Annotated in this window: 21 protein-coding genes; 4 read left to right on the top strand and 17 right to left on the bottom strand. The window is 64.9% G+C overall.

Annotated elements, in window-relative coordinates; translation table 11 throughout:
* Positions 1 to 107 precede the first annotated feature (107 nt).
* Positions 108 to 479 carry a helix-turn-helix domain-containing protein gene (locus F9929_RS15185; RefSeq protein WP_193227782.1) on the top strand — a complete coding sequence of 124 codons (372 nt, stop codon included), beginning with the start codon at positions 108 to 110 and terminating at the stop codon, positions 477 to 479.
* A 5-nt stretch (positions 480 to 484) separates the two neighbouring features.
* On the opposite strand, the gene F9929_RS15190 is transcribed toward F9929_RS15185, so the two are convergent.
* The 3 genes from F9929_RS15190 to F9929_RS15200 form a co-directional block, all read right to left on the bottom strand.
* Positions 485 to 1,387 carry a YadA C-terminal domain-containing protein gene (locus tag F9929_RS15190; protein WP_193227783.1) on the bottom strand — a complete coding sequence of 301 codons (903 nt, stop codon included), beginning with the start codon at positions 1,385 to 1,387 and terminating at the stop codon, positions 485 to 487.
* 77 nt (positions 1,388 to 1,464) lie between these two features.
* Positions 1,465 to 3,102, bottom strand: coding sequence for a pilus assembly protein TadG-related protein (locus F9929_RS15195; RefSeq protein ID WP_152047435.1), 1,638 nt, complete (start codon positions 3,100 to 3,102; stop codon positions 1,465 to 1,467).
* Complete coding sequence (locus F9929_RS15200) at positions 3,099 to 3,533, bottom strand: TadE/TadG family type IV pilus assembly protein (RefSeq protein WP_193227784.1); 435 nt, start codon at positions 3,531 to 3,533, stop codon at positions 3,099 to 3,101. Before F9929_RS15200 ends, F9929_RS15195 begins: the two co-directional genes overlap by 4 nt.
* 291 nt (positions 3,534 to 3,824) lie before the next feature.
* Here F9929_RS15200 and F9929_RS15205 point away from each other — a divergent pair, with 291 nt between their 5' ends.
* Entirely contained in the window at positions 3,825 to 4,679 is an 855-nt protein-coding gene (locus F9929_RS15205) for a GGDEF domain-containing protein (protein ID WP_152047437.1), read from the top strand.
* A gap of 86 nt (positions 4,680 to 4,765) precedes the next feature.
* On the opposite strand, the gene speB is transcribed toward F9929_RS15205, so the two are convergent.
* From speB to F9929_RS15250, 9 genes are all read right to left on the bottom strand, one after another.
* Positions 4,766 to 5,812 (bottom strand): agmatinase, encoded by a 1,047-nt coding sequence (speB, locus tag F9929_RS15210; RefSeq protein WP_152047438.1) that lies wholly within the window; start codon positions 5,810 to 5,812, stop codon positions 4,766 to 4,768.
* The gene (locus F9929_RS15215; protein ID WP_152047439.1) at positions 5,809 to 6,981 is read right to left on the bottom strand and encodes an aminotransferase; all 1,173 of its coding nucleotides are present in this window, start codon (positions 6,979 to 6,981) and stop codon (positions 5,809 to 5,811) included. Before F9929_RS15215 ends, speB begins: the two co-directional genes overlap by 4 nt.
* 144 nt (positions 6,982 to 7,125) lie before the next feature.
* Entirely contained in the window at positions 7,126 to 8,118 is a 993-nt protein-coding gene (yjfF, locus tag F9929_RS15220; protein WP_152047520.1) for a galactofuranose ABC transporter, permease protein YjfF, read from the bottom strand.
* The gene (locus tag F9929_RS15225; RefSeq protein WP_152047440.1) at positions 8,118 to 9,134 is read right to left on the bottom strand and encodes an ABC transporter permease; all 1,017 of its coding nucleotides are present in this window, start codon (positions 9,132 to 9,134) and stop codon (positions 8,118 to 8,120) included. Before F9929_RS15225 ends, yjfF begins: the two co-directional genes overlap by 1 nt.
* Positions 9,131 to 10,657: a sugar ABC transporter ATP-binding protein gene (locus F9929_RS15230; RefSeq protein WP_152047441.1), complete on the bottom strand. Its 1,527-nt coding sequence runs from the start codon at positions 10,655 to 10,657 to the stop codon at positions 9,131 to 9,133. Before F9929_RS15230 ends, F9929_RS15225 begins: the two co-directional genes overlap by 4 nt.
* A gap of 108 nt (positions 10,658 to 10,765) precedes the next feature.
* Positions 10,766 to 11,728, bottom strand: coding sequence for a galactofuranose ABC transporter, galactofuranose-binding protein YtfQ (gene ytfQ, locus F9929_RS15235; RefSeq protein ID WP_152047442.1), 963 nt, complete (start codon positions 11,726 to 11,728; stop codon positions 10,766 to 10,768).
* Between the two features lie 125 nt (positions 11,729 to 11,853).
* The gene (gene araD, locus F9929_RS15240; RefSeq protein WP_152047443.1) at positions 11,854 to 12,555 is read right to left on the bottom strand and encodes an L-ribulose-5-phosphate 4-epimerase AraD; all 702 of its coding nucleotides are present in this window, start codon (positions 12,553 to 12,555) and stop codon (positions 11,854 to 11,856) included.
* 14 nt (positions 12,556 to 12,569) lie between these two features.
* The gene (gene araA / locus F9929_RS15245) at positions 12,570 to 14,084 is read right to left on the bottom strand and encodes an L-arabinose isomerase (protein ID WP_235919335.1); all 1,515 of its coding nucleotides are present in this window, start codon (positions 14,082 to 14,084) and stop codon (positions 12,570 to 12,572) included.
* A gap of 66 nt (positions 14,085 to 14,150) precedes the next feature.
* Positions 14,151 to 15,812: a ribulokinase gene (locus F9929_RS15250; RefSeq protein ID WP_152047444.1), complete on the bottom strand. Its 1,662-nt coding sequence runs from the start codon at positions 15,810 to 15,812 to the stop codon at positions 14,151 to 14,153.
* 605 nt (positions 15,813 to 16,417) lie between these two features.
* Here F9929_RS15250 and F9929_RS15255 point away from each other — a divergent pair.
* Positions 16,418 to 17,170, top strand: coding sequence for a FadR/GntR family transcriptional regulator (locus F9929_RS15255; protein WP_152047445.1), 753 nt, complete (start codon positions 16,418 to 16,420; stop codon positions 17,168 to 17,170).
* Between the two features lie 121 nt (positions 17,171 to 17,291).
* Here F9929_RS15255 and F9929_RS15260 read toward each other — a convergent pair whose 3' ends face one another.
* Entirely contained in the window at positions 17,292 to 17,528 is a 237-nt protein-coding gene (locus F9929_RS15260; RefSeq protein ID WP_152047446.1) for a hypothetical protein, read from the bottom strand.
* A gap of 338 nt (positions 17,529 to 17,866) precedes the next feature.
* A complete protein-coding gene (locus F9929_RS15265; protein WP_235919337.1) occupies positions 17,867 to 19,342 on the bottom strand; it encodes a phospholipase D-like domain-containing protein in 1,476 nt (491 codons plus the stop codon).
* A gap of 239 nt (positions 19,343 to 19,581) precedes the next feature.
* Here F9929_RS15265 and F9929_RS15270 point away from each other — a divergent pair, with 239 nt between their 5' ends.
* Positions 19,582 to 21,570, top strand: a complete 1,989-nt coding sequence (locus F9929_RS15270) for a response regulator (RefSeq protein WP_152047448.1) — start codon at positions 19,582 to 19,584, stop codon at positions 21,568 to 21,570.
* Between the two features lie 2 nt (positions 21,571 to 21,572).
* On the opposite strand, the gene F9929_RS15275 is transcribed toward F9929_RS15270, so the two are convergent.
* The 3 genes from F9929_RS15275 to F9929_RS15285 are packed head-to-tail and all read right to left on the bottom strand — an operon-like array spanning position 21,573 to position 24,714.
* Positions 21,573 to 23,108, bottom strand: coding sequence for a PhnE/PtxC family ABC transporter permease (locus tag F9929_RS15275; protein WP_152047449.1), 1,536 nt, complete (start codon positions 23,106 to 23,108; stop codon positions 21,573 to 21,575).
* Complete coding sequence (locus F9929_RS15280; protein WP_152047450.1) at positions 23,089 to 23,748, bottom strand: ATP-binding cassette domain-containing protein; 660 nt, start codon at positions 23,746 to 23,748, stop codon at positions 23,089 to 23,091. The genes F9929_RS15275 and F9929_RS15280 overlap by 20 nt, the downstream gene beginning before the upstream one ends.
* 12 nt (positions 23,749 to 23,760) lie before the next feature.
* The gene (locus tag F9929_RS15285; protein WP_235919340.1) at positions 23,761 to 24,714 is read right to left on the bottom strand and encodes a putative selenate ABC transporter substrate-binding protein; all 954 of its coding nucleotides are present in this window, start codon (positions 24,712 to 24,714) and stop codon (positions 23,761 to 23,763) included.
* Positions 24,715 to 24,750: the final 36 nt, after the last annotated feature.

Consider the following 24,750-nt stretch of genomic DNA (forward strand, 5'->3'; position numbering starts at 1 on the left):
CCTGCGAAACATTTACGCGAATGCGTGAGGAAGCGCATTGCGAAGCCGCGACCAAATGCGTTAAACAGCCGCAACGCTCCGAGTTCAGGGAGCGTTTCTATCGAAGGTTGAGCGCGTTGTCAAAGGACCCGGTCGATACGCATATCGGATCGCGTCTGCGAATGCTGCGCGACAGGCGCGGTGCCACGCTGCAGGATGCAGGGCAGGCCGTCGATCTTACCTATCAGCAAATCCGCAAATACGAGCTTGGCGAAAACCGGCTGAGCGCCAGCACGCTTTACCGCCTCGCCGCGTTCTTCGATGTGGAACCGAGCTTCTTCTTCGAAGGACTGGCGCCGGTCCGCACGGCCGCGCGTCCCGACTCGCAGGGGACGAACGACGCTGAGTTGCAGGCCGTTCTCGACCGCATCGAGAACGAGGAAGTGCGGCATCACTTGGCGAGTCTCATCCGCATCCTGGAAGCGCGGCGGCAAGGCTGACGGCCTTACCAGGAGAAGGTCGCACCCGCCCGCCCGCCGACGCTGCCCTTTCCGGCGCCCACCGCCAGCCCGGCATCGATCTGGAAGTTCGAGCCGGCCCGCACCGCGCCCGACAGGCCGAAGGCGTTCTCGCCCTCGAAGCTGCCCCATCCGCCGGAAATCGCGACCCTCTTGTCTTCGGGGACATACGGGCTCTTCAACGCGAGAGCCAGCGCCACGCCTTCATTGGCCGTGTCGATCCGCGCGTCCATCTTACTCATACGCGCATCCATGTTATCCATGCGCTCGTTCATCGCGTTTCCGAATTCGGCGAGGCCGGCGACCTGATCGTTCCAGTTGTCGTCCATCGCCTCTTCCAGCACCGTGATCCGCTTCTCATGGTTCTGCGCCTGCCCGTCCAGCCGCGTCACGTCGCGCCCCTGCGCAACGCTCCGTTCGGTGAGGGTGGCGATGTCGGTGGTATTCCGGTCGATTCGCTGCTCGTGATCCATCAGCACCGTCGTGTGCGTATTCACGGTGCGGCGGAGGTCGGTGAGTTCGGTGCGGTTATCCTGCGAGTTCAGGTCGAGCGACTTGCGCAAGTCCGAGAGATCGACCCGAAGGGATGCCAGGCCGCCGCCCTGAACGTCGAGAAGCCGCCCTTGTTCGCCGATCTTGGCCGAAACATCCGACAGGAGGCCGCCCGGCGACAGAAGGCGGGTCGCGACGTCGTCGAGATTGTCGAGACGGGCCCCGCTCGTGGCGGTGGACGGAACGGCGAGAAGCCTCGTCAGGAGCGCTGCGAGATCCGTGTCGAGATCGACGATCTGCGCTTCTGCCGGAAACGACCACAAGCCGACCACGACGACGGCGCCGCGCAAAAGGCAACGAAAGGGCATGCGGCGGAGAACGGGCAGATTCCCGATCATGTCTGTTTTCCAAAAGTTATATTCAACAACTTGGAATAACATGGTTAAGAAATCGTATATCCGTTTGCGTCCATCCTTTAGCCGACGATACGCGCGTGCCCGCAGATGAGGTCATCGACGCGAAGGTTCACTTCGCCGACGCCGATGCCGGTTGCCGCCAGCACCGAATTGAGCAGCGCGTCCAGCGGTACCGCAAGGGTCGCCAGCGCCGTGCCGACGACCGGCACCAGGGGCAAGGCCGCAGCCCCTCTGGGGGTGAGTTGCACCTGCTGGAGAAGGCTTGCGATCAGGCTTTGCAAAACCGTCGACGTGCGCACGCTCTTCACCGTGCCGTTCTGGATGTCGGTGCTGGTGAAGGTCACTTCCGTTGCGGCCACCGCGCGTGTCGTGACAAAGGCCTGGGCTTCGATGCCGGCACCGAGCACCTCCAGAAGCTGGACGGGCGGGAGCCTGCCGTGAATGCTGGCTTCCGACAGCGGGTCGGTCCACTTGCCGAGCGCCAGCTTCGCCACGCCGGGGCGAACGCGCACCGTGACCTTGCGAAGCGACTTGTCCGACGGGCACTGGACGTCGACCACCTCCGCCGTTCCGCCCCCGACCACGAGTTCCAGCGGCAGATCGAGCCCGGTCCGCAGCTTGTCCAGAAGGCCGCCGGTGGAAATCCTCGCTCGGAGCCGCAGGAGATCGGTTTCGATGCGCGGCAGATCCTCCGACACCGACAGGCCTCGCGTCGACACACCCGCTTCGCCGAGTTGAAAGGCGATTTCCACCCCGCCAAGCGCCGGAACGGATAGAGGGAAGGAGACCGGCGAGCCGATGCCGCGCTGTTTCATCGCGCCGTTGAAGACATCGAGAACGGACAGCTTGGCTTTCATTGCCGGGCTGGGATAGGCCACCCGCGCCTTCAGCAAGGCGTCGTCGAGGCGCAGGATCTGACCGAGCGCAAGCTTGGCATCCGAGCGCAGCATCTGCCGCGCCGCCTTGTTCAAAACGGCCATGGCAACCGGATCGTCGTGGCGACCCATGACGCGTGCCATCTCCGTCAGAAGGTCAGCCACTCGCACCGGCCGCGCCAAGGCCTCGCCGACCTTCCCCTCGGGTCCCACAACGGTCGCCAGGAGATCACCGAGTTCGATCTCGGAATGTGCCAGATGGGTGTAATCCGTTCGTGTCAGGTTGATCGTGACACCGAGCGCGGACGACAAAAGCGCGTTCAGGGGATCGAGATCGACGGCAGCCAGACGGCTGCCGATCGACATCGACACGACAGGCGATACCGCCGCTTCGGCATGGGCGCGGATTTGCGGCTCGGGAATGCCGATGATGCGGCCGAGGTGGAGGGTGCCCTTCACCGACGCCTCGATCCGCACCGCATCGCCGAGCCCGGCCGTTCGAGGCGTGAAGCGTTCGTCGCGGTCGGAGGCGTCGCGGTCGTACTGACCGAACTGAAGGGAGATCACCGCGTCGGACTGGCCGGCGGCGTTCAGGACGCGCTTGGCGACGGTCGCCGCGATATCGGGATGGCCGGCGGCCGCCACCGCGGCGGCATCCACCGCCGCTTGAAGCGAGCGATGGCGCAGATAAAGGACGCCCATATCCGTGGCGAAGGCGGCAGTCCCCAAAAGTACGGGCGCGGCGAGGCCGAACAGAAGCGAGGTGCTGGCCTTCCGGTCGCCGGCGACGCGGGAAGCCAAGGCCGACAGAAACCGCCTCATGGCAGAAGCACCGCCGCATGGCGCACGATCGACGGCTTCAAATCGAGCATCTGCACGAGGAGCGTCGGCATCGGCAGGTAGGAGATGTCGTAGTCGAGCGAAACGGTCATCATCTCATCCGCTTCGATGGTTTCGAGTTGCAGCCGCCGCACATCGATCAATGGATAAGAGGTCGCCGTCCGCGTCATCCAGCGCGAGGCGAGTTCCTGCCGCTCGTCCGGGTCGTGCCCGACCATGGCATAACGGGACACGTCCGCCGCGATCTGCGCGAGCGAATGGGCGGTGCCCAGAAACAACGCCAGATAGGCCATGCCGATCACCATGAAGCAAAGGAGCGGCGCCAGCACGGCGAACTCCACCGCGTTGCTGCCGGAAGGGCAACGGCGGAAGCGCAAGGCCTTCAATGAAAGGAAATATAACTTCGAGTTCAACGGCATGGCCGCTCTCCGATCCAGCACCATTAGCAAACATCGGAATGTTCTGCGCGTCATCTCCTCAAATGAGCCTACTCGATAGATGCTCAGGTTATGGTTATCGAAGTCTTGATCCAACAAGTCATTCAACTGATGGGGCTTTTTCGATCTTCCGCGAGCCAGCTATGGACTGTCATGGCTTCGGGTTTCGGCTATCCACACATTCTCAAGACATAACCCTTGATAACATAGCGGGATAACACAACGGCTCGCTCCACGACAAAGGGCCGGGGAAGCCTGGGAGGCGTCATGAGGTGCACCGACATCCCGAACCGCAACGCGCAGATGCTCGGCACGAGTTTCGGGTTGGAGTCCCTGCCGCAGCCGGCATTCCTCGCGTCCATCACCGCTGAGGGAAGGGTCGCGTCGTTTCGGGCGAACACCCGGCATCAAGAGGTCTTCGGCAATGATGCCGGCGACATGCGGCGGCGGTGGCTGGAGAAGACGGCATCGGCCTTGTTCTCCGCCGATAACTGCCTGGAGCAGGAGGAACAGCATCCGGCCCGGCCGACGGGATCGCACTGGTGGCGCCTTTCCTTGTTTCCGCTCGTGCGGCACGCGGGCGGCAGGCGGGACGTTCTTGGTCTTTGCATCGACGTCACCCGCGCCAAGGCTGCCCTTTGCGACCTGGAATCGGCGGCCTACGAGGATGGGCTGACATCGCTCGGCAACCGGCGCGCCTTCGACAGGGACCTTGCCGCCGCAACCGGCGGATCGAAGCCCTTCGCGCTTCTGGTTTTCGATATCGATCGCTTCAAGCCGATCAACGACCGGCACGGCCATGCGGCGGGCGACGCCGTGTTGCGGAGCGTGGCGGTGGCGCTGCGGCAGGGTCTTCGCCGGGACGACCGCATTTATCGCATCGGCGGCGACGAGTTCGCGGCCCTGATCTTCACGGCCCGCGAAACCATGCTTGCCGCGGTCGCTGACCGCCTCGGCGCACGATTCAAGGCGCTCGTCGGTCCCGGCGGCGCGCCCTTATCGGTCAGCATCGGCGGGGCTCGATGGCGAACGGGGGTCAGCGCGGCAGAACTCTTCGCGGTGGCGGACGCCACGATGTATGCCGCCAAGCATCGCCCGATATCCGACGGGCGCAACGGATAAAACAAAAGCAACAGGGAAGACCGGTCGCCGCCGCTCGCCGTTTCACGGGAGCGGCGGCGGGCATTCGGGAAAGGCTACGCCAGTCCTTAAGCGGCGCGGAAAGACGGCGAGAACGGCACGAGGCTGAGGATCTCGAACAGCATCTGCGCGCCCGCATGGGCGGTGTTGGTCGAGGCGTCGTATTGCGGCGCGACTTCCACAAGGTCGCCGCCGACGATGCGGATGCCGGCCAACCCACGAAGAAGGCCGAGCGCCTCGCGGGTGGAAAGGCCGCCGATCTCCGGCGTGCCCGTTCCAGGCGCAAAGGCCGGATCGAGGCTGTCGATATCGAAGGACAGATAGACAGGCGCGTCGCCGACCGTTTCGCGCGCCATCTCCACGCTGCGCTTCAGCCCGAGATCGGAGATCTCCTCGGCGTGGACCACCGTCATCCCGGACGCCGCCGAGAACTCCCAGAGATATTCGGATGAGCCGCGAATGCCGATCTGGATCGTGCGTGTGGGGTCGAGCACGCCGTCGAGCACGGCTTGGCGGAACGGGCCGCCATGGTGGAACTTGCAGCCGTCGAAGGGACCGCTCGTGTCGCAATGGGCGTCGATATGGATCATCGCGACGGGGCGCTCGCGGCCAAGGGCCCTCAGGATCGGCAGCGAGATCGAATGGTCGCCGCCGACCGACAGCGGCAGAACGCCGGCGCGGGTGACCTTGGTCACCGTCGCCTCGATATCCTCGTGCGAAGTCGCCAGATCGAAACGCGAGCGGAACGGCACGTCGCCGATATCGGCCACGCGCAGATCCAGCGTCGGCATGGTTTTCAGGACGTGGTTGTAGGGGCCGACACGCTCGATGGTGCGCAGGGCGCGCGGTCCGAAGCGGCTGCCGTTACGGTTGGTGACGCCCAGATCCATCGGCACGCCGAGAAGCGCGACATCGAGGTCGGACAGGTCGGGCGCCGACCAATCGACCGGGCGGTGAGGAGCATCCAGAAGCGTCGGAATGCCGGCGAAGGGCGCGACGCGCGTTCCCTTCGGATCGAACAAGCGGGACGCGACGCGGGCGAAGCCCTCGTCATAAATGAGCCGCTCGTTGTCGCCCCCGAAGCGGGCGCGAAGGGCGTCGAGGTCGTGGCTCATGCCGGCTCCGATGAAGGCGAGGGGAGTGCGAGGCGGCGCGCCATCTCGGCGATGGCCGGCGCGTCGACATTGGCGAAGGCGATGCGCAGGAACCGTTCCTGGTCCGGCCCGAAGAAACTGCCGGGAAGCGTGACGATCCCCAACTCCTTCGCCAGCCGCCGCGAAACCTCGCCCGACGGCTCCCCCGCGAAGGGATGCTCGACATAGGCGAAATAAGCGCCGATCTGGCGGATGCGCCAGCCGGCCAGGGGCTCCATGGCCTGCGCGAAGACCTCCGCCCGAGCCACGATCTCGGCGGCGCTCGCCTTTCGAAAGCTACCCAGCGATTCGATCGCCCAAGGCAGAACGGCCTGCGTGCCGCGCGGCGCGCAGATCTGGATGCAGTCGATCACCTTCTCGATGTCCGGCATCGCGCGGGAACCCGCGACCAGCGCACCGGCACGATGGCCGGGAATCGCATAGGTCTTGGAGAAGGAATAAAGCGCCACGAGATGGTCGTCGGCTTCGCTTCGCCCGAACAATGAATGCGGTACGGCCTCGTTGGCCAGGAAGTCGCGATAAGTCTCGTCCAGAACGAGAGTGAGCCCATGCCGGGCGCAAAGCGCCAGGATTTCGGCGAGAACCGCATCCGGATAAACCGCGCCGGTCGGGTTGTTCGGCGAAACAAGCACGACGGCTTTGGTGCGTTCATCGATCAAGGCTTCCAGCGCGAGCGCATCGGGCAGAAAGCCGTTCGCCGGATCGAGGGGAAGGGGGCGCGCTTCGAGCCCCAGCATCTGCAACGTCATCAGATGGTTGAAATACCATGGCACCGGCAGGATCACCGCATCGCCCGCGCCGCCAAGAGCCACCATCGTGGCGAAGAAGGCTTGGTTGCAGCCGCTGGTGATCGCCACGCGCGAAGGATCGACAGCCACCCGGTAGCGCTCGGAAACATGGGCGGCATAGGCTGCGCGCAGCGTCCGGTCGCCGAGGATCTCACCGTAGCGGGCGGAGCCCGCGCTTGCCGCCGCGCTCGCGAGGCGCTCGGCGAGTTCGGGCGGGGGCGGCCGGTTGGGAACGGCCTGGCTGCAGTCGATCAGCGCGCCGTGGCGGCCGTCGTAGAGGGCGGCCCAGCGCCCGGCCTGCGCGATCGGGGGAACGGAAACATGGGCGAGGCGGGAGGTCATGCTCAAACGGCGTCCCGCGCCATCGCCCACCCAGTTCGATGATCGAAAACTCGCATGGACATGATGATCACCTGCTGCCGCCGTGACTTCAGGTCATAGCAGCAGCGGAGGCCGAACTTCCAGCCCGATGGCAGGACCGCCTTGTCAGGCCAGCTTGGCCTCGGCGGCCGCCGTCGGTTTCGGCTGCTTGGCGGAAAGCCAAAGAATGGTGCGCTGGAGGATGATGAAGGCGAAGAGCAGGATGCCGATCACGATCTTGGTCCACCAGGACGACAGGGTTCCGTCGAAGACGATGTATGTCTGGATGAGGCCTTGGATCAGGATGCCGACGAGCGTGCCGAGCACGAAGCCCGAGCCGCCGGTGAGAAGCGTGCCGCCGATCACCACCGCCGCGATGGCGTCGAGCTCGACGCCGACCGCGTTCAAGGAATAGCCGGCCGAGGTATAGAGCGAGAACACGATGCCGGACAGGCCGGACAGGAAACCGGACAGGGCGTAGATCAGGATCGTCGTGCGCGCCACCGGCACGCCCATGAGTTCGGCCGACTGCGCGCTGCCGCCGAGCGCGTAGACATTCGTGCCGAAGCGCGTGCGCTGGGCGAGAACCGCGCCGATAAAGAACACGGCGAGCATCAGGAGACCGACCAGCGTCAGGCGCCCGCCGCCCGGCAGCCGGTAGTAGAGGGTCTGCAGCCAGTCGGTGAAGGGGTGCGAGATCGGCACGCTTTCCACCGACAGCATGAAGGCCATGCCGCGCGCCAGAAACATGCCCGCCAGGGTGACGATAAAGGCGGGCATGGCGAGATAATGGATGATCGTGCCCATCAACGCGCCGAAGGCGGTGGAGACGAGAAGCGCCAGCGCGAAGGCCGCCAGCGGATGGATCGAGGTGTCGCGCAGGAGAACGGCGATGAACACGCTGGTGAAGGCGATCACCGAACCGATGGACAGATCGATGCCTCCCGACAGGATCACGAAGGTCATGCCGACGGCGGCGATGCCGAGAAAGGCGTTGTCGGTCAGGAGGTTTCCCACGACCCGCGTGGTGGCCATGTTCGGAAACTGCGCGACGGAAGCGGCATAGGCGAGGATGAAGACGAGGATCGTCGCCAGAAGGGGCAGGTAGCGGGAGCGGATCATGATTCGGCCGCGGTCCTTGTTGCAGCGCTCGCTTGGCGTTTGGGCAGGCGCAGATAGCCGAGCGCGACGCGGCTGGCGGGCGACTGGATCACGAGGATCGCGAGGATGATGCCGGCTTTGATCACGAGGTTGAACTCCGGCGGGAAGCCCGACAGGAGAATGCCGGTGTTCACGGCCTGGATGATCATCGCGCCGATCAAGGAGGCGAGGATGGAGAAGCGGCCGCCGAAGAGCGAATTGCCGCCGATCACGACGGCGAGGATGGCGTCGAGTTCCAGCCACAGGCCGGCATTGTTGGCGTCGGCGCCCCGGATGTCTGCGGTGGCGATGGTGCCGGCGACCGCCGCGCAAACGCCGCTCACCGCATAAACCGCGAGGATGAGGACGGTGGCGTTGATGCCGGCGAGCATCGAGGCATGCCGGTTGACGCCGACGGCTTCCACCAGAAGGCCGAGCGCGGTGCGCCGGACGGCCAGGATCGCGGCAAGGCCAAGGCCGATCCAGATCAGAACCGGGAGCGGCAGGCCGGCGAAGGAACCGCTGCCGATAAAGGCGAAGGCCGGATCGTTGAAGGTGAGGATCGCCCCTTGCGTCACGAGCTGGGCGACGCCGCGCCCCGCCACCATGAGGATCAGGGTCGCGATGATCGGCTGGATGTCGAGAACCGCGACGAGAAAGCCGTTCCATAACCCGCAAAGGAGGCCGATCACGAGAACCACGACGAGCGTCAGAAGGAGGGGCTGGCCCTGCTCGATCATGCTGGCGCCCACCGCGCCGCAGATCGCCATCACCGCGCCGACGGAAAGGTCGATGCCCTTCGTCGCGATCACCAGCGTCATGCCGATCGCCAGGATCGCGACCGGCGCGCCGCGATTGAGAACGTCGATCAGGCTGCCGTAGAGGCGGCCATCCTGGAAGGCGAGGTGGAAGAAGCCGGGAAACATCACGGCGTTCACGGCAAGCACGATCGCCAGGACCGCGAGTTGGGGCGCAAGGCGCTTCAAAACGTTCATGCGACGGCTCTTCTGGCTTCCGGCGAGGCGATGGCGCCGAGGATACGGTCGGCCGTGACCTCTTCGCCGACGAGTTCGGCGACATGGGCACGCTCGGAGCACACCACGATGCGCCGCGAATAAGCGACGAGCTCTTCGAGCTCCGAGGAGATCACGAGAAGCGACATGCCGTTGTCGCAGAGTTCGCGGATGAGGCGGATGATCTCGGCATGAGCGCCGACATCGATGCCGCGCGTCGGCTCGTCGAGGATCAGGAAGCGCGGATTGGTGGCGAGCCAGCGGGCGAGGATCACCTTCTGCTGGTTGCCGCCGGACAGGAACTTGATCGGCTTCTCGCGGTCGGACGTGCGGATGTCGAGCATCCGGATATAGCGGTCGGCCAGTTCGTTCTGTTCGGCGCGGGGCAGGGGCCGCAACCAGCCACGCTGCGCCTGAAGGGCGAGGATCAGGTTCTCGCGCACCGACAGATCGCCGACGATGCCGTCGACCTTGCGCTCTTCCGGGCAGAAGCCGAACCCTTGGGCAATGGCGTCGCGCGGCGAGTCCAGCTTGATCTTCTTTCCCTCGACGCTCGCTTCGCCGCTGTCGGCGCGGTCGACGCCGAACAGGAGGCGAGCGGTTTCGGTGCGCCCGGAGCCGAGAAGCCCCGCGACACCGACCACCTCGCCGCGTCGGATGTCGAGATCGAAGGGCTTGACGCTCGTCTTGCGTCCAAAACCGCGAAAGCGGATGGCGGCCTCGCCGTCGGCGCCCTCGCTGAGGGCCGGCCGCTCGCCGACGGTTTCCTCTTTCAGTTCGCGCCCGAGCATCATCTGCACGATGTCAAGGCGCGTCAGCCCCTTGATCGGCTTCGTGCCGACGAGGCGCCCATTGCGCAAAACCGTGACGCGATCGGCCAGATCGAAGACCTGATCCAGAAAATGGGTGATGAAGACCACGGCGAGACCCTGGTCGCGCAGTTTGCGCACGATGGTGAACAGCCGTTCCACCTCGGCCGCATCGAGGCTGGCCGTCGGCTCGTCGAGGATCAGCACCTTGCCGGAAAGCTCCACGGCGCGGGCGATGGCGACGATCTGCTGGACGGCCACCGAATAACGCGAAAGGTTGGCGCCGACATCGAGGTCGAGGCCGTAGCGGGCCAGAACCTCACGCGCCATGCGCCGCATGCGGCCGACCGAAACGAGCCCGAAGCGGCGGGGCTCGCGCCCGAGAAAGAGATTCTCCGCCACGGTGAGGTTCGGCAGGAGATTGACCTCCTGATAAACGGTGCCGATGCCGAGGGCCTGCGCTTCCTCGACGCCGCGCGGTTCGACGATTTCGCCATCGAGCCGCATTTCGCCGGCGTCACGCCGGTAAACGCCGGTGATGATCTTGACGAGGGTCGACTTGCCGGCGCCGTTCTCGCCGAGCAGCGCGTGAACCTCGCCGCGAAGCAATGTCAGGTCGATGTTCTGCAGCGCTGGAATGCCGAGAAAGCTCTTCGACACGCCGGAAACGAACAGCAGCGGAGGTGAAGCGGACATGCGAACCTGACCCATGCGTTGGGATGGGTCGGCAGCCCACGGGAGCGCTGCCGACATCGAGAACGACGAACGCCCGGCGGCTCGAACCGCCGGGCGCCGTCGCGATCGTCAGTAGCCGAGGTTCTTCTTGGACTCGTAGACCTTCTGCGGGTCGTCGGCCTGGGTGTAGAGCTTCGACTCGGTCTGAATCCACTTCGGCGGCTTGGTGCCGTCGGCCTTTAACTTCGCCAGCGCTTCGAAGGCCGGGCCGGCCATGTTCGGCGTCAGTTCGACCGTGGCATTCGCCTCGCCCTTGGCCAGCGCCTGGAAGATATCCGGCACCGCGTCGATCGACACGACCATGATGTCGGTGCCCGGCTTCAGGCCGGCTTCCTTGATGGCCTGGATGGCGCCGACGGCCATGTCGTCGTTATGGGCGTAAAGGGCGCAGATGTCCTTGCCGCCATTGGTGGACTTGATGAAGCTTTCCATCACTTCCTTGCCCTTCGTGCGCGTGAAATCGCCCGTCTGGCTCTTGGTGATCTTCAGGTTGTCGTGACCCTTCAGCGCTTCCTCGAAGCCCTTCTTGCGGTCGATCGCCGGCGAGGAGCCGGTGGTGCCCTGAAGCTCGACGACGTTGCAGGGCTTGGAGCCGACCGTCTTCACGAGATAGTCGCCCGCGACCTTGCCTTCATGCACGAGGTCGGAAGTGACGGCGGTCAGGTAAAGCGAGTCCGGCGCGTCGACCGTGCGGTCGAGGAGGATCACGGGAATCTCGGCTTCCTGCGCTTCCTTCAGAACGGCATCCCAGCCCGTCGCGACGACCGGCGCCACCAGGATCGCGTCAACCCCTTGCGCGATGAAGGAGCGAAGCGCCTTGATCTGGTTTTCCTGCTTCTGCTGCGCGTCGGCGAATTTCAGTGTGATGCCGCGCTTTTCGGCTTCGCTCTTCGTCACCGTGGTTTCGGCGGCGCGCCAGCCCGACTCCGAGCCGATCTGCGAGAAGCCGACCGTCATATCGGCCGCATAGGCCGACGACGCCATCAACATCGCCGTCAGAACGCCGGCAGCCCCAGTTTTCCACTTGGTCATGATAAATCCTCCCAATTGTCGATCCACTCCCAATCGACTATTTAGACAGTAAGCTATTGATTACCTATAGTCAATTGGATTCTACTACACCGAGCATGCCGATTTCTTAGCGGCATGCCTGATATTCATTTCGAAGACTGCCCGTAATACGCATCGGCGCCATGCTTGCGCTTGAAATGCTTATTCAGCAGCTCCGGTTCGATCCGCGCCAGCTTGGGCGCCAGTTGCAGCGACATCAGCGCCATATGGGCGATGCACTCCACCGCGACGGCCGCCTCCACGGCCTTGGCAACGGTCTTGCCCCAGGTGAAAGGCGCGTGGCGGTTCACGAGAATGCCGGGAAAGTCGAGCGGATCGAGATTGTTCATCCGCTCCACGATGACATTGCCCGTTTCCCATTCGTAGGCCGTGGCGATCTCGGCCTCCGTCATCTTGCGCGTCACCGGAATGTCGCCGTTGAAATAATCGGCATGCGTGGTGCCGAAGATCGGGATCGCCTGGCCCGCCTGCGCGAAGGCGGTGGCGTGCGAGGAATGGGTGTGGACCACGCCGCCGATCGCCGGAAAGGCGAGAAGCAGCCGGCGATGGGTCGGCGTGTCCGAGGAAGGGTTCAGATCGCCCTCCACCCGCTTGCCCTCGAAGTCCACGACGACCATGTCCTTGGCGCGCAGTTCCTCGTAGTCGACGCCGCTCGGCTTGATGGCGAAGACGCCCCGGTCGCGGTCGGCCGCGCTGGCATTGCCGAAGGTGAGGTTGATGAGGCCCTGCCGGGGCAGGGCGACATTGGCCTCGAAGGCTTCGCGCTTCAGTTCCTTGTAGTTCGACACCGATCCGAACTCCCTCAGGCGCGGATGCCGCGGGCGAAGTGATAATAGACCTCGTTGTTGCGCAGGTCCTGCTTGAAGGCGCGGATTTCGGTGTCGGCGTCGATCACGGCCAGCTCGATCCCTGCGATGGTCGCGAAATCCTCCAGCATCTCGGTGGTCACGTCGTAGCTGTAGCCGGTGTGGTGGGCGCCGCCCGCCAGAATCCACGCCTGGCAGGCGGTCTTGAAGTCCGGCTTGCAGGCCCAGACGGCGCGCGCCACGGGAAGCTTGGGAAGCGCGGGATGGACGACGGATTCCACCTCGTTGACAAGGAGCCGGAAGCGGTTGCCGAGATCCACCAGCGTGGCGTTCAGCGCCGAGCCGAGCTTGGCGTCGAAAACGAGACGCACCGGATCGTCCTTGCCGCCGATGCCGAGCGCGTGGATCTCGACGGAGGGCTGACCTTCCGCGATGGTCGGGCAGATTTCCAGCATATGCGAGCCGAGCACAACTTCGCCGCCGGCCGGCAGGTGATAGGTGTAGTCTTCCATGAAGGAAGTCGCGCCGGACATCCCCTCGCCCATCACCTTCATGGCGCGCACCAGCGCGGAGGTCTTCCAGTCGCCTTCGCCGCCGAAGCCGTAGCCGTCGGCCATCAGGCGCTGCGTCGCCATGCCCGGCAACTGGGTCAGGCCGTGCAGGTCCTCGAACGTGTCGGTATAGCCCTTGAAGCCTCCTTCCTCGAGAAAGGCGCGAAGGCCGAGTTCCTGGCGGGCGTTGTAGAGAAGCGACTCGTGGCGCGCGCCACCCTTTTTCAGATCCGCGACGACGGCATAAAGACGCTCGTATTCGGCCGCCAGCGCCGCGACATCGGCGTCGGACACGGCATTCATCTTCGCGGCGAGATCGCCGATGCCGTAGCCGTTGACGGCAAAGCCGAAGGTCATTTCCGCCGACACCTTATCGCCCTCGGTCACGGCGACCTGGCGCATGTTGTCGCCGAAGCGGCAGAAGCGGGCGCCCTGCCAGTCGTGCCAGGCGCGTGCGGCGCGAATCCAGGCGTCGATGCGGGCATGCACTTCCGGATCGGACCAGTGCCCGACCACGACCTTGCGCCCAAGGCGCAGGCGCGTGTGAATGAAGCCCGCTTCGCGGTCGCCATGCGCCGACTGGTTGAGGTTCATGTAGTCCATGTCGATCGTCTCCCAGGGGAGTTCGCGATCGAACTGGGTGTGCAGGTGCAGGAAGGGCTTTTGGAGCTGCGACAGCCCGCGAATCCACATCTTGGACGGCGAGAAGGTGTGCATCCAGAGGATCAGACCGGCGCAGTCTTCGTCGGCATTGGCCTCGATGCAAAGGCGGGCGATCTCGTCGGGCGTGGTGACGATGGGTTTGGCCACGATCTCCAGCGGGAAGCCGCCTTCGGCATGGAGTCCCGCCGCGATCTTGCGCGCGTTCTCGGCGACCTCCTGGAGGGGCCCGGGCCCGTAGAGATGCTGCGAGCCGCAAACGAACCAGATCTTGGGGGAACTCAAACCGATCATGTTCATGCCTTGTATGGTCGTCGAATGGGGACGGCGGCTCGATACCGCCAGTATTCGTTTTTTCGCCGAAGACTAACGCGAAGCGTCCTGCCGGATCTCGATCAGGCGCTTCATCACCTTGGAAAGATCGGCGGCCGTCGTCAGCCCGCCGAAACTGTCGTGCAACTCGCGGTAAAGACCGTAGAGGCGATCGTAGACTTCGCCGCGCGCGGCATCGGGAACGTATTGCTCGTCGCGAAGCGAGGTCATCGCGGCCTTGGCCTCGTCGAAGCTTTCGTGCTGGCCCGAGATCACGGACGCGACCATGGCGCCGCCCAGCGCGCAGGTCTGGCTGGAACTTGCGACCAGCATGGTGCAGCCGGTGATGTCGGCATAGATCTGCATGAGGAGCGGGTTCTTTTCGGCGATGCCGCCCGTGCAAACGACGCGCTCCACCGGAATGCCGTATTCGCGCAGCCGCTCGATGATGGCGCGCGCACCGAAGGCTGTCGCCTCGATCAAGGCGCGGTAGATTTCCGCACGGGTCGTATAAAGCGTCTGCCCGAGCATGAGGCCGGTGAGAAGCTGGTCCACGAGGATCGTGCGGTTGCCGTTGTTCCAGTCGAGCGCGAGAAGGCCGGACTGGCCGGGCTTCAGTTCGGAAGCCTCGGTCATCAACGCGCCGTGGAGCGCGCCGTCGCCCCGGCAGATACCCTCGACCCACCATTTGAAGATGTCGCCGACCGCCGACTGGCCGGCTTCGACGCCGAAGAAGCCCGGCAGGATAGAGCCCTCGACGATGCCGCAGATGCCGGGAACGTCGTCCACATCCTTCTCGGCCGCCACCACGCCGCAGTCGCAGGTGGAGGTGCCGATAACCTTGACGAGGGTGCCCTCGGCGACGCCGCAGCCGATCGCGCCGTAATGAACGTCGAAGGCGCCGGTGGCGATCGCGATGCCCGGCTTCAAACCGAATTCCGCCGCCCATTCGGCGCTCAAAGTCCCGGCCGGCACGGAGGAGTCCTGCGCCTCGTCGTAAAGACGATCACGAAGATCGGCGAGTTTCGGATCGAGAAGGCCGAGGAATTCCTTGTCCGGCAACCCGCCCCATTTGCGGCTGTAGAGCGCCTTGTGCCCGGCCGCGCAGACGCCGCGTTTGACGAGCGCCGGATCATCGACACCGGCCAGAACGGCCGGAATCCAGTCCGCCAGCTCGACCCAGGAATGCGCCGCCTCGAAAACCTCCGGCGCGGTGCGCAGGCAATGCCAGACCTTCGACCAGAACCATTCGGAGGAATAGGTGAAACCGCAGACCGCGATGTAATGGGGTCGATGTTCGGCGGCCAGACGCGTGATCTCCGCCGCTTCCCACCAGCTGGTATGGTCCTTCCACAGCCAGCATTGCGCCGCCAGATTGCCGCTCCAATGCGGATCCACCGACAGCGCACGATTGCGGGCGTCCACGGGAAGCGGGCTCGACCCGGTGGAATCGACACCGATGCCGGTGACGAGGTCGAGCGCGAAGTCCTCGCGCTTTATGGCCTGCGCCAGCGCGGCGCGTACCGATTCCCTCAGGCCATGGATATAGTCGGCGGGGCTTTGACGGGCGACGAGGGAGTCCTTGCGATCGAGCAGGATGCCCTGGTCGCCGCTCGGATAGTTCACCACCCCGACGCCGTACTCCGCGCCGTCGGAACAGCGAACCACGAGCGCGCGAACGGAGTTCGTGCCGTAATCGATACCAATCGTGAACACGTGGCGATCTCGCCTGCCTGTCAGAATTCAGCCGAAGGCGCCGGACCCTCAGGCGCGCGCCATGTGGAAAAGCCGTCGTCGGATGTGCGGCATCGAGCGCCGGATCGGACAAGAGCCCGATTTTCGGCGCGGCGACCGCGACGTCCCCAACTTTAGGCAACCTCCACGCATCGAAGCTAGCAGCGGCGCCGAAAGTCGTAAAGTCATATTTTTCGGCTAAAGTCGTATTCTATGTGGCGAGCGTGAGAGATGGTCGGTAGCGGCGAAACGTCGACGCTCGCAGGGCAGCGGCGCGGCCGCGTTCCCCGCTATTAGGTGCTTCAATGCCGCGAGCGAAGCGATGGAAGCTCGTCGGCCCACTCGTTCAAACCCGCCGCCCCGTTCAGGACCATCCGTTGGAACCGACATTCGTCCCACTGTCGTTCCATCCAAATGTATGATGAATTTTTGGTGCGAAACGCGGAAACGGTCTTGAAGAACGCTGCAATCGAAGGGAAAGTACGGATTCCGGGGGTCCTGCCAAGACAATCCGTCCGCATCCGATGATGCCCGCGATATCGTGGCGCTTCGCGGTTCTGGTAAAGCCGATTCGAAGCGACGAAATCATGTTTGCGTCAGACAAGATCAGATTCCGCACCACCCCGCGCTGGGGAGAGAAGGCCAACGGCAAGGCATCGTCCCAGCACGATCAGGTCATGCACGGCCTGGGTCTCGGTATCGTCGGGGGAGAATTCGCCGAAAATACGATGCTGCCGAACGAGGTCGATCTTTTGGCTCGTTTCGCGGTTTCACGAACGGTGCTGCGCGAAGCGCTGAAGTCGCTTTCCGCCAAGGGCATGATCCTGGCGAGGGCGAAGGTCGGGACGCGGGTGACGCTTCGCCGCGACTGGAACTATTTCGATCCCGACATCCTGTTCTGGCATGCGACCATCGGGATCGACCGCAGCTTCCTGTTCAATCTCGCGGAAATGCGTCTGGCTTTCGAGCCGGAAGCGGCGGCCCTGGCGGCGGAGCGGCGCAGCGACGCGCATCTGGTGGAACTGGCCGAATGCATCGACGAGATGGAACGCTCGCATTCCTCCGCCGAAGGCTTCGTGGGGGCCGATCTTCGCTTCCATACGGCCATCGCCGAGGCGTCGGGCAATCCGTTGATGCGCTCGATCTGCTACGTCATCCAGGTCGCGCTGGAAGCGGCCTTCATGGTGAGTTCGCCGATCTCCAGCAGTTCCGCGCACGCGCTTTCAGTGGCCCGCCACCGCATGATCGCGCAGGCGATCGAGCTTCGCGATCCCGACTCGGCGCGCGCCGCCATGCGCGCGGTCATCCTTCAAGGCCTGAAACGCATCGAGGCGGTTTGAAGCGCCGTGCGGGAGGTCGGAGGCAATGATGCCGAGGAGATCGATAAGGCCGTAGCGGTGCTACGGCCGCAGGCGGGCGCCGAAGGAATCGAAGCAGCGGAACCCCGGCTCGGCGATGGCGTCAGTTCTTGTGCGCTGCCCGCGAAATCACCAGTCTCGTCAGAACGGGCGGGTCGTCGTTGCGGCGAAACGTGATCGCGTCATCGAGCGGATCGGGCTCGAACCACGAATCGAACAGATCGATCTGCTGCATGTCGACAGTCCCGCCCCGGATGCGAAGACCGAGACCCGCCTCGAAACGCAGGACGGTGCGACGATGCGCGGCCGGCTGGCAGGTCGGCTCGCCACAATCCTCCACAGCGGTCTTCTGCAGGGCACCTGATCGCACGGCCCTGATGCCGAGCCATCGACAGAAACCGACAGCCTCGGAATCACGCCAGAACGAACAACCGTCATTGTTTCGGCGGTAGGACACTTTTCGGCAACTTCCTGAGGGTGAGACGCAGCCCTCTCAGCGTGCGGCGTCACGGAACGATGAGTTGCTCATCGTCGATCCAGCGTACTAAAAGCTCTATGAGCACGCAATATCGAGATCGCGCGACTTTGGCGCGGGCCTTCGCGTAATCATGATAGGCAGCCTTCAGCGGTGTCACGCCGACGGGCGCCGACAAACCGTTGGATCGGGGTCGTGCGCCCTCAGCCGCGCTGGCGGCGGGTCCAACGCCAGCCCCGGAACAATCCCCGCCGGCTGAAGGCTTCGAACATTTCGTCCGGGCCTTCCGGATCGAGCACTTCGTTGTCGGCGAGCCATGCCTCGACGGCGTTGAGGTCGGGCGTCTGGTAGGGCCTCAATGTCTTCGGTTTGCCTAAGAGTCCTTCCACCGCCGCGATGAGGGAGCCCGTTTGCCCGATCCGGTCGGCGACCGTTTCCACCGACACGCCGAGATGCTCCGCCAGAAGATCGGCGCGGATGCGCGCGATGACCTGCCGCGCCTCCACGTTGCCGGGCAGGGTCGCGTCGATCGTCACGTCGCATTCGGTGTCCAGCCTCAGCGAGCGGTTGTTCATGTTGGAGGAACCGATGCGCAAGACCTCGTCGTCGACGATCAGAATCTTGGCATGGACATAGATCGGCTCGCCGCCGGACGTGTAGGGGTGGAAAAGGCGGAAGCGACCATGCTTGTCGCGGCGGCGCAGGGCCTCGTAAAGGCGGGCGCGCGCCGTATCCATGGCGATGGGCTCCAGCCATCCTTGCGCGGTCAGCGGATTGATGAGCACGATCTCCGGCCCGTCCGCCTCGTCGAGCCGGCGCGCGATGGCCTCGGCGATGCGGCGCGAGGCGAAATACTGGCTTTCGGCATAGATGTGGCGCTTGGCCCGCGCGATGAGATCGAGATAAAGGCGCTCGATCTCGGCGACGGGCTCTTGATCCTCCATCTTCGGGATCGAGCGCGACACCGCCATGGCAACATCGGTGAAGGTCGCTCCTAAGCCTTCGGGCCAGGGCGAGGGATGGCCGCTCAGAGCCTTCAGCGGCGCGCCGCCGGCATGTTGCCAGCGCTCGCGGGCAATGCGCGCGATGGCTTCCGCCATCGGCCCTTCCAGCGCCGTCGTGGCGTCGTGCCAGGGCTTATAGGGCGCGCCGTTCGGCTTTCGCCGCCGCGGGTCGTCGTGCCGATGCTCGCGGGTGTCCCAACGGTCCTCCGTCATGTCGATGCCGCCGCAAAAGGCGAGCGCGTCGTCGATCACCACGATCTTCTGATGATGCGAGGCGGCGGTCGGATGGTGCCGGTCGAGCAGCGTGTGAATGCGCCGATGCCGCAGCCATTTGAGAAGCGTGAAGACGGTGGAGCCACGAAACACCGTCTTCAGCGCGCCGAGGTCCCAGCGCAGGAGGTAGATTTCGAGCTCCGGCCGGTTCCGCACCAGCCACAGCACGAAGTCGCCGAGCGGTTCGGGCGCATGGTCGTCTTCCCCGCCGCGCCCCAGCGTGATGCGGGCGTCGAAGTCCCAGCCGATCAGCATGATTCGCCGCTCGGCCTTCAACATCGCGGCGCGGGCGTGGGTGAAATAGTCGTCGGCGTCGATCACCACCGCCGCCCGTGTGGCTCGCGCGATTTCCCGACAGTTGTGCCCCGGCTGAAGGGCATGCGCTTCGATCTGTTCCGGCAAGGGTCGGGCGGCTCGCGTGTTCATGACTCGGACGGATAAAGCATGGATGCGACGGGAAAGCCGGCTAAATCAACAAGAATGAGTGATCCATCGTGCAACGCCATGGGCCGGTTCGCGGCGGATCGATCGGAAAAACAAGGTCCACCCGTCACTTGACGGCCGAACCAACGGTGCTCTCGTCAAGTTAACGCGGCGCGGGGCTGCCCCGGGAAGCGGGTATCGGAAGGAAAACGCGAGATATGGTCACTTCCCGGTTCCTGACCGGCTCGGGCGAGATGGCGACGCGCCTTCGCGCTTTCGACTGGGCTTCCTCGCCGCTCGGGCAACCCTCCGACTGGCCGCGCGCCCTGAAGACGCTGGTCGGGCTGATGCTCGCCTCCCGCCAGCCGATGTATGTCGCCTGGGGTTCGGAGCAGATCATGCTCTACAACGATGCCTATGCGACGCTCCTCCAAAGCAAGCATCCGGCGGCGCTCGGCGCTTCGTTCTACGATGTTTGGTCGGAGATCTGGACGGACATCGATCCGCTCGTGTCCCGCGTCTTCGCCGGCGAGCCGGTCCATATGGACGACATCACCCTCTACGTGGAGCGCAACGGCGAGATGGCGGAAGCTCATTTCGCCTTTTCCTATACGCCCGTTTACGACGAGACCGGCGGGGTCGCGGGCCTCTTCTGCCCCTGCAACGAGACCACCGGCCAGATCATGGCCGAGCGCGCGGCGGTCGCGGCTCTTCAAGCGGCCGAAGAGGCCAATATCGCCAAGAGCCAGTTCCTGGCGAATATGAGCCACGAACTGCGCACGCCCTTGTCGGCCATCATCGGCTATGCCGAACTCCTGATCGAGGAAGCGGAGGAGGGAACGAACCCGGAAGACCTCGCTGTCGATATCCGCAAGATCGAAAGCAACGCGCGCCATCTTCTCGGCCTCATCAACGACGTCCTCGACCTGTCCAAGGTCGAAAGCGGCAAGATGGATGTCTATGCCGAAACCTTCCGCGTCACGGATGCCGTGCGCGACGTGGTGATCACCGCGCAGGCGCTTGTCGACAAGAAGCGCAACCGCCTCGTCGTGGAGATCGCCGAGGACGCCGGCGAGATGAACACCGACATCACCAAGCTGCGGCAGATCCTCCTCAACCTCCTCAGCAACGCGGCCAAGTTCACGCAGGACGGCACGATCACGCTGCGCGTCGAGCGCGCCGGCGAGGTGATGCGCTTCCGCGTGTCCGATACCGGCATCGGCATGACCCCTGAGCAGATCGAGCGCCTGTTCCAGCGCTTCTCGCAGGCCGATGCTTCCACCACACGCCGTTTCGGCGGCACGGGCCTTGGCCTTGCGCTGACGAAAGCCTTCAGCGCCATGCTCGGCGGCGAGGTGAGCGTCGAAAGCGAGCAGCACAAGGGCAGCGCCTTCACCTTTTCCCTGCCCGCCACCTATGTCGAGCCCCCGCCCCAAAACGACGAGCCCGATATTGCGGCGCAGCTTCCCATGGATCTCGTGGCCGAGCCCGGCAAGGTCGTTCTCGTGATCGACGACGATCCGGCGCAGCGCGAATTGATGACGCGCTTTCTGGCGCGCGAGGGCTTCGCGACCCTGACCGCCGCCGATGGCGAGACGGGGCTGGCGCTCGCCAAGGAGATGCGGCCGCGCGCCATTCTTCTCGATGTCATGATGCCCGGCCTCGACGGCTGGACGGTGCTCAGCCGCTTGAAGTCCGACCCGGACCTCGCCGCGATCCCCGTGGTGATGGTGACCTTGGTCAGCGAGCGCTCGCTCGCCTCCTCGCTCGGCGCGGCCGACTATGTGCCCAAACCCGTGCGCTGGGAGAATTTCCGGCAGGTGATGGACCGTTTCCGCGAGGATGTCGGCGACGTGCTCGTGGTGGACGACGATCCGGACGCGCGCTCGCGCCTGCGCCACGTTCTGGAGCGCGACGGCTGGACCGTGGCCGAAGCCGGCAACGGCCAGGAGGCCCTCGACAAGGTCGAGGTCGCGCCGCCGCGCGTCGTGCTTCTCGATCTGACGATGCCCGTGATGGACGGCTTCGCCTTCCTTCATGCCCTGCGCAACCGTCCGGGTCACCGTGATATTCCGGTGATCGTGCTTTCCGCCCGAGAATTGACGGCGCAGGATCGGGCCAAGCTGCAATCGGCGGTAAAGGTCATCACCAAGGGGACGGTCAGCCTGCGCGATGTCGCGGCCGATGTCCGGAGCGCGACGGAATAGAGTCAGTTCAGCTCGGCGTCCTTTCGCGTTTTCAACGCGGAAACGCCAAGCGCCGCGCGAAGGCGTCTCGACAGGATATCGACGCCGAGCGTCGCCAGGGTGGCGACGAGCAGCAGCATGACGGCGCGGTCGATCCGCAGTTCCTGGATCGCGCCGTCGACATAGAAGCCGAGCGTCGTGATGCCGAGAAGACCGACGATCGCCGACTCGCGCAGGATGATCTCCCACCGGTAAAGGCAAAGAGCCAGAAACGAGCCGTAGATGCGCGGCAGAAGCTCGTAGGCGTAGAGCAGGAGCCCGCGCGGCGCGTCCGGCCGAAGGTTCTGGACGAGACCCGCCGATTGTCGCCCGAGAAGATGCGCGACGATGGCGCCGTTATGGAGCCCGAGCGCGATCACGGCCGGCAGCATGGACGGGCCGAAAACCTGCAGCGCCATATAGGCGAGCATGTATTCGGGCGTCGAGCGGATGACGACGAGGCCGGCATGCCCAGCCCAAGCGCCGAGCCGGCCGGCGACCGCCCGAACGATCAGGGGAAAGCCGAGAAGGGCGATGAACCCGGTGACGACGAGCGCGAGTTGCGCCACCACCACGGTCGCGAGGAGGCCGGGAAACGCCTGGGTCATGAAGAGGGAATGGAGCCAGTCACTGAGGTGGCCCCATGTCTCGGCGCTCGACAGATCGCCGTTGCGCAAGGGCGCGGGGACGATGTCGCTCGTCAGGAAGCGGAACAACGCGCCTTCCGCCATCGGCGGCGTCGCGAGCCGCGCCATCACCACCACCGAGGCGAAGAGATAGAAGAAAGCGAGCCGGCGGCGCATCCAAAAGCGCATCGTCCCGATCAAAGCGTAGTAGATCAGGAGGATCGCCCCGACCCCGCCGTAGAGGCTTTGGCGCAGAAAGGTGTCGAGCTGGAAGCCGAGGGTCGGCAGCCCGACGAAGCCGAGAACAGCGCTGGAGCGCAGCCCGCATTCGAGGCGGTAGAGCAGGTAGACGCGCATCTCAGTCAAGGCGAGCGGCAGGCGCGCGAAGAAATGAACGGAAACGAGGTCGGCGCGCGGAGGCATCGCGGCCGCGGCGCGCGGATCGGTTTCGTCGAGATATTCGGAAAAGACCTTCGCGAAGATGCCTGCATAGGGCAGCGCGATGGCGAGGATGCCGGTCGTCGCGGACAGGCCCGTCACCTGAAGAAGAAGCACCGCCCAGAAGAGTTCGTGGATCGAGCGGAGGGCGACGCCAAGGAGCCGCACCGGGGCGAAACGGTAGAAGGGTGCAAGAGCGAACCCCGCGCCCGCGCCCGCCGCCACCCCACAAAAGGCGAAGGCGAGCGTCAGTGTCGCCGCATGAACCAAGGTGGCGAGCGGCGAGAAGTCGGGCGACAGGAGGCCCGCCCCCATTCGCCGCAACTCGTCCCACGGATCGTGCGCGCCGACCGAGAGGTCCGCCACCGGCAAAAGCGCGAGCGCCAGCGCCAGGAAAAACGCTGCCGCCGCGACGCGCCCCGGACGTCGCCGGCCCTCAGCCCCGGTAGAGGTCATGAAGGTCGGCGTCCGTCACGCTCGCGCCGGCCTTGTCGAAAAGGATGCGCCCCCCGCCGACCCCGACGAGACGCGTGGCGATCCGGCGGGCGAGGCCGACATCGTGAAGCGCGAGAAGCACTGTTTCGAAACGCCCGGCGATCTCGTCCACGAGGCTCGCCGCCTGCCGCTCGTCCACCGCCGACACGGGCTCGTCGCCCAAAAGAACCGGACCGCCCCGGTGAAAGGCGCGGGCGAGGGCCGTGCGCTGCTTCTGCCCGCCGGACAGCGTTTCGACGGACTTGCGATCGAGTCCCGAGAGGCCCACCGCTTCCAGCACCGTCGACATGCGTCGCCGCTCGGACGGAAAGGGCCACACGAGATTGGCGAGGTTGTAGACGGGGCTGTGCGCGTCGAGCCGGCCCATGAAGACGTTGTGGAACACGGAAAGCTGCGGCACGAGGCCGTTTTCCTGCGGCACCAGCGCGAGCGCCGGCAGGGTCGGGGCCAGCTTGCGATAGGCCGCCTGCAGAAGCGTCGATTTGCCGGCCCCGCTCCGCCCGAGCAGAACCACGCGCTCGCCCGCCTTCAACGAGAAATGGAGGTCGGACAGAACGGGAATGGGACCATAGGCGAGCGTTTCGCCTTCGAAACACAGCATGAATTTGAAGCGTCAGTCGAGAAGTCCGATGGCCCGCGCCGTTTCCTCGATCGGCCCGTAATCCTCGTTCGCCGCCTTCACGAAACCCGAACGCGGAAAGGAAGCCAGAAGATCGGCATCCGTCATGCCCGTCACCGCGGTCTGCACCTTGCCCATGAAACCCTCGCCGAAGCGCGCGTCCACATCGCCCCGGATCGTCCAGTTGTAGTCGGGATAAGGCGGCGTCTTCCAGATGACGCGCGTGGAATCCACTTCCGGCGCGTTCTTGGCGAGCGCCGCGTCATAAACGGTGTAGTTCAGGGCGCCGACCTGGAAGGCGCCGGTGGAAACGAGACGCAGCGTTTGCGCGTGATCGCCCGAAAAGCCGACCCGCGAGAAGAAGGTCTCCGGCGCCTGCCCCGTTTCCTTGCGGATGTAGAATTCGGGAAACAACCGGCCGGAAGTGGAGGTCTGCGCGCCGAAGGTGAAGGTCATACCCTTGGCCGCCGCCGGAAAGGTCTCGGAGGCTTGCAGCCCAGTTTCCTTGTTCGCGATGAAATAAGTGACGAAGGTCCGGTCCTCCGTTCCTTGGGCGATGGCCTGCGAGCCCGGCACCGCGAGCCGCGCCTGGACGCCCGACAAGCCGCCGAACCAAGCGAGCTGGATCTGGTCGTTGCGGAAGGCCGTGACGGAAGCAGCATAGCTCTTCACCGGCACGTAGCGGACCGGAACCCCAAGCTGCCGCGAAAGATAGGCCGCGACCTTGTCGAAACGCTCCGTCAGCCGCGTTTCGTCGTCGTCGGGAATGGCGGAGAAATAAAGGGTCGGGGCGGACTGGGCCCTGGACGCTCCGATCCCCACCAGCACGAAGCCGACAGCCGCGACGGCCACGCGAAGCAAGCGATGCATTTGTTCTTCCGATGAATGGCGCGAGAAGCGGAGCGAGACGGCCGAGGACGACTGCCCGAGCGCGAGGCTCTCCGTCATATGCCTCGAACGGCATGAGCGCGCACGGCGCATCGA

The sequence above is a fragment of the Aureimonas psammosilenae genome (assembly GCF_009176975.1).
In the GTDB taxonomy this organism is placed as follows: Bacteria; Pseudomonadota; Alphaproteobacteria; order Rhizobiales; family Rhizobiaceae; genus Plantimonas; species Plantimonas psammosilenae.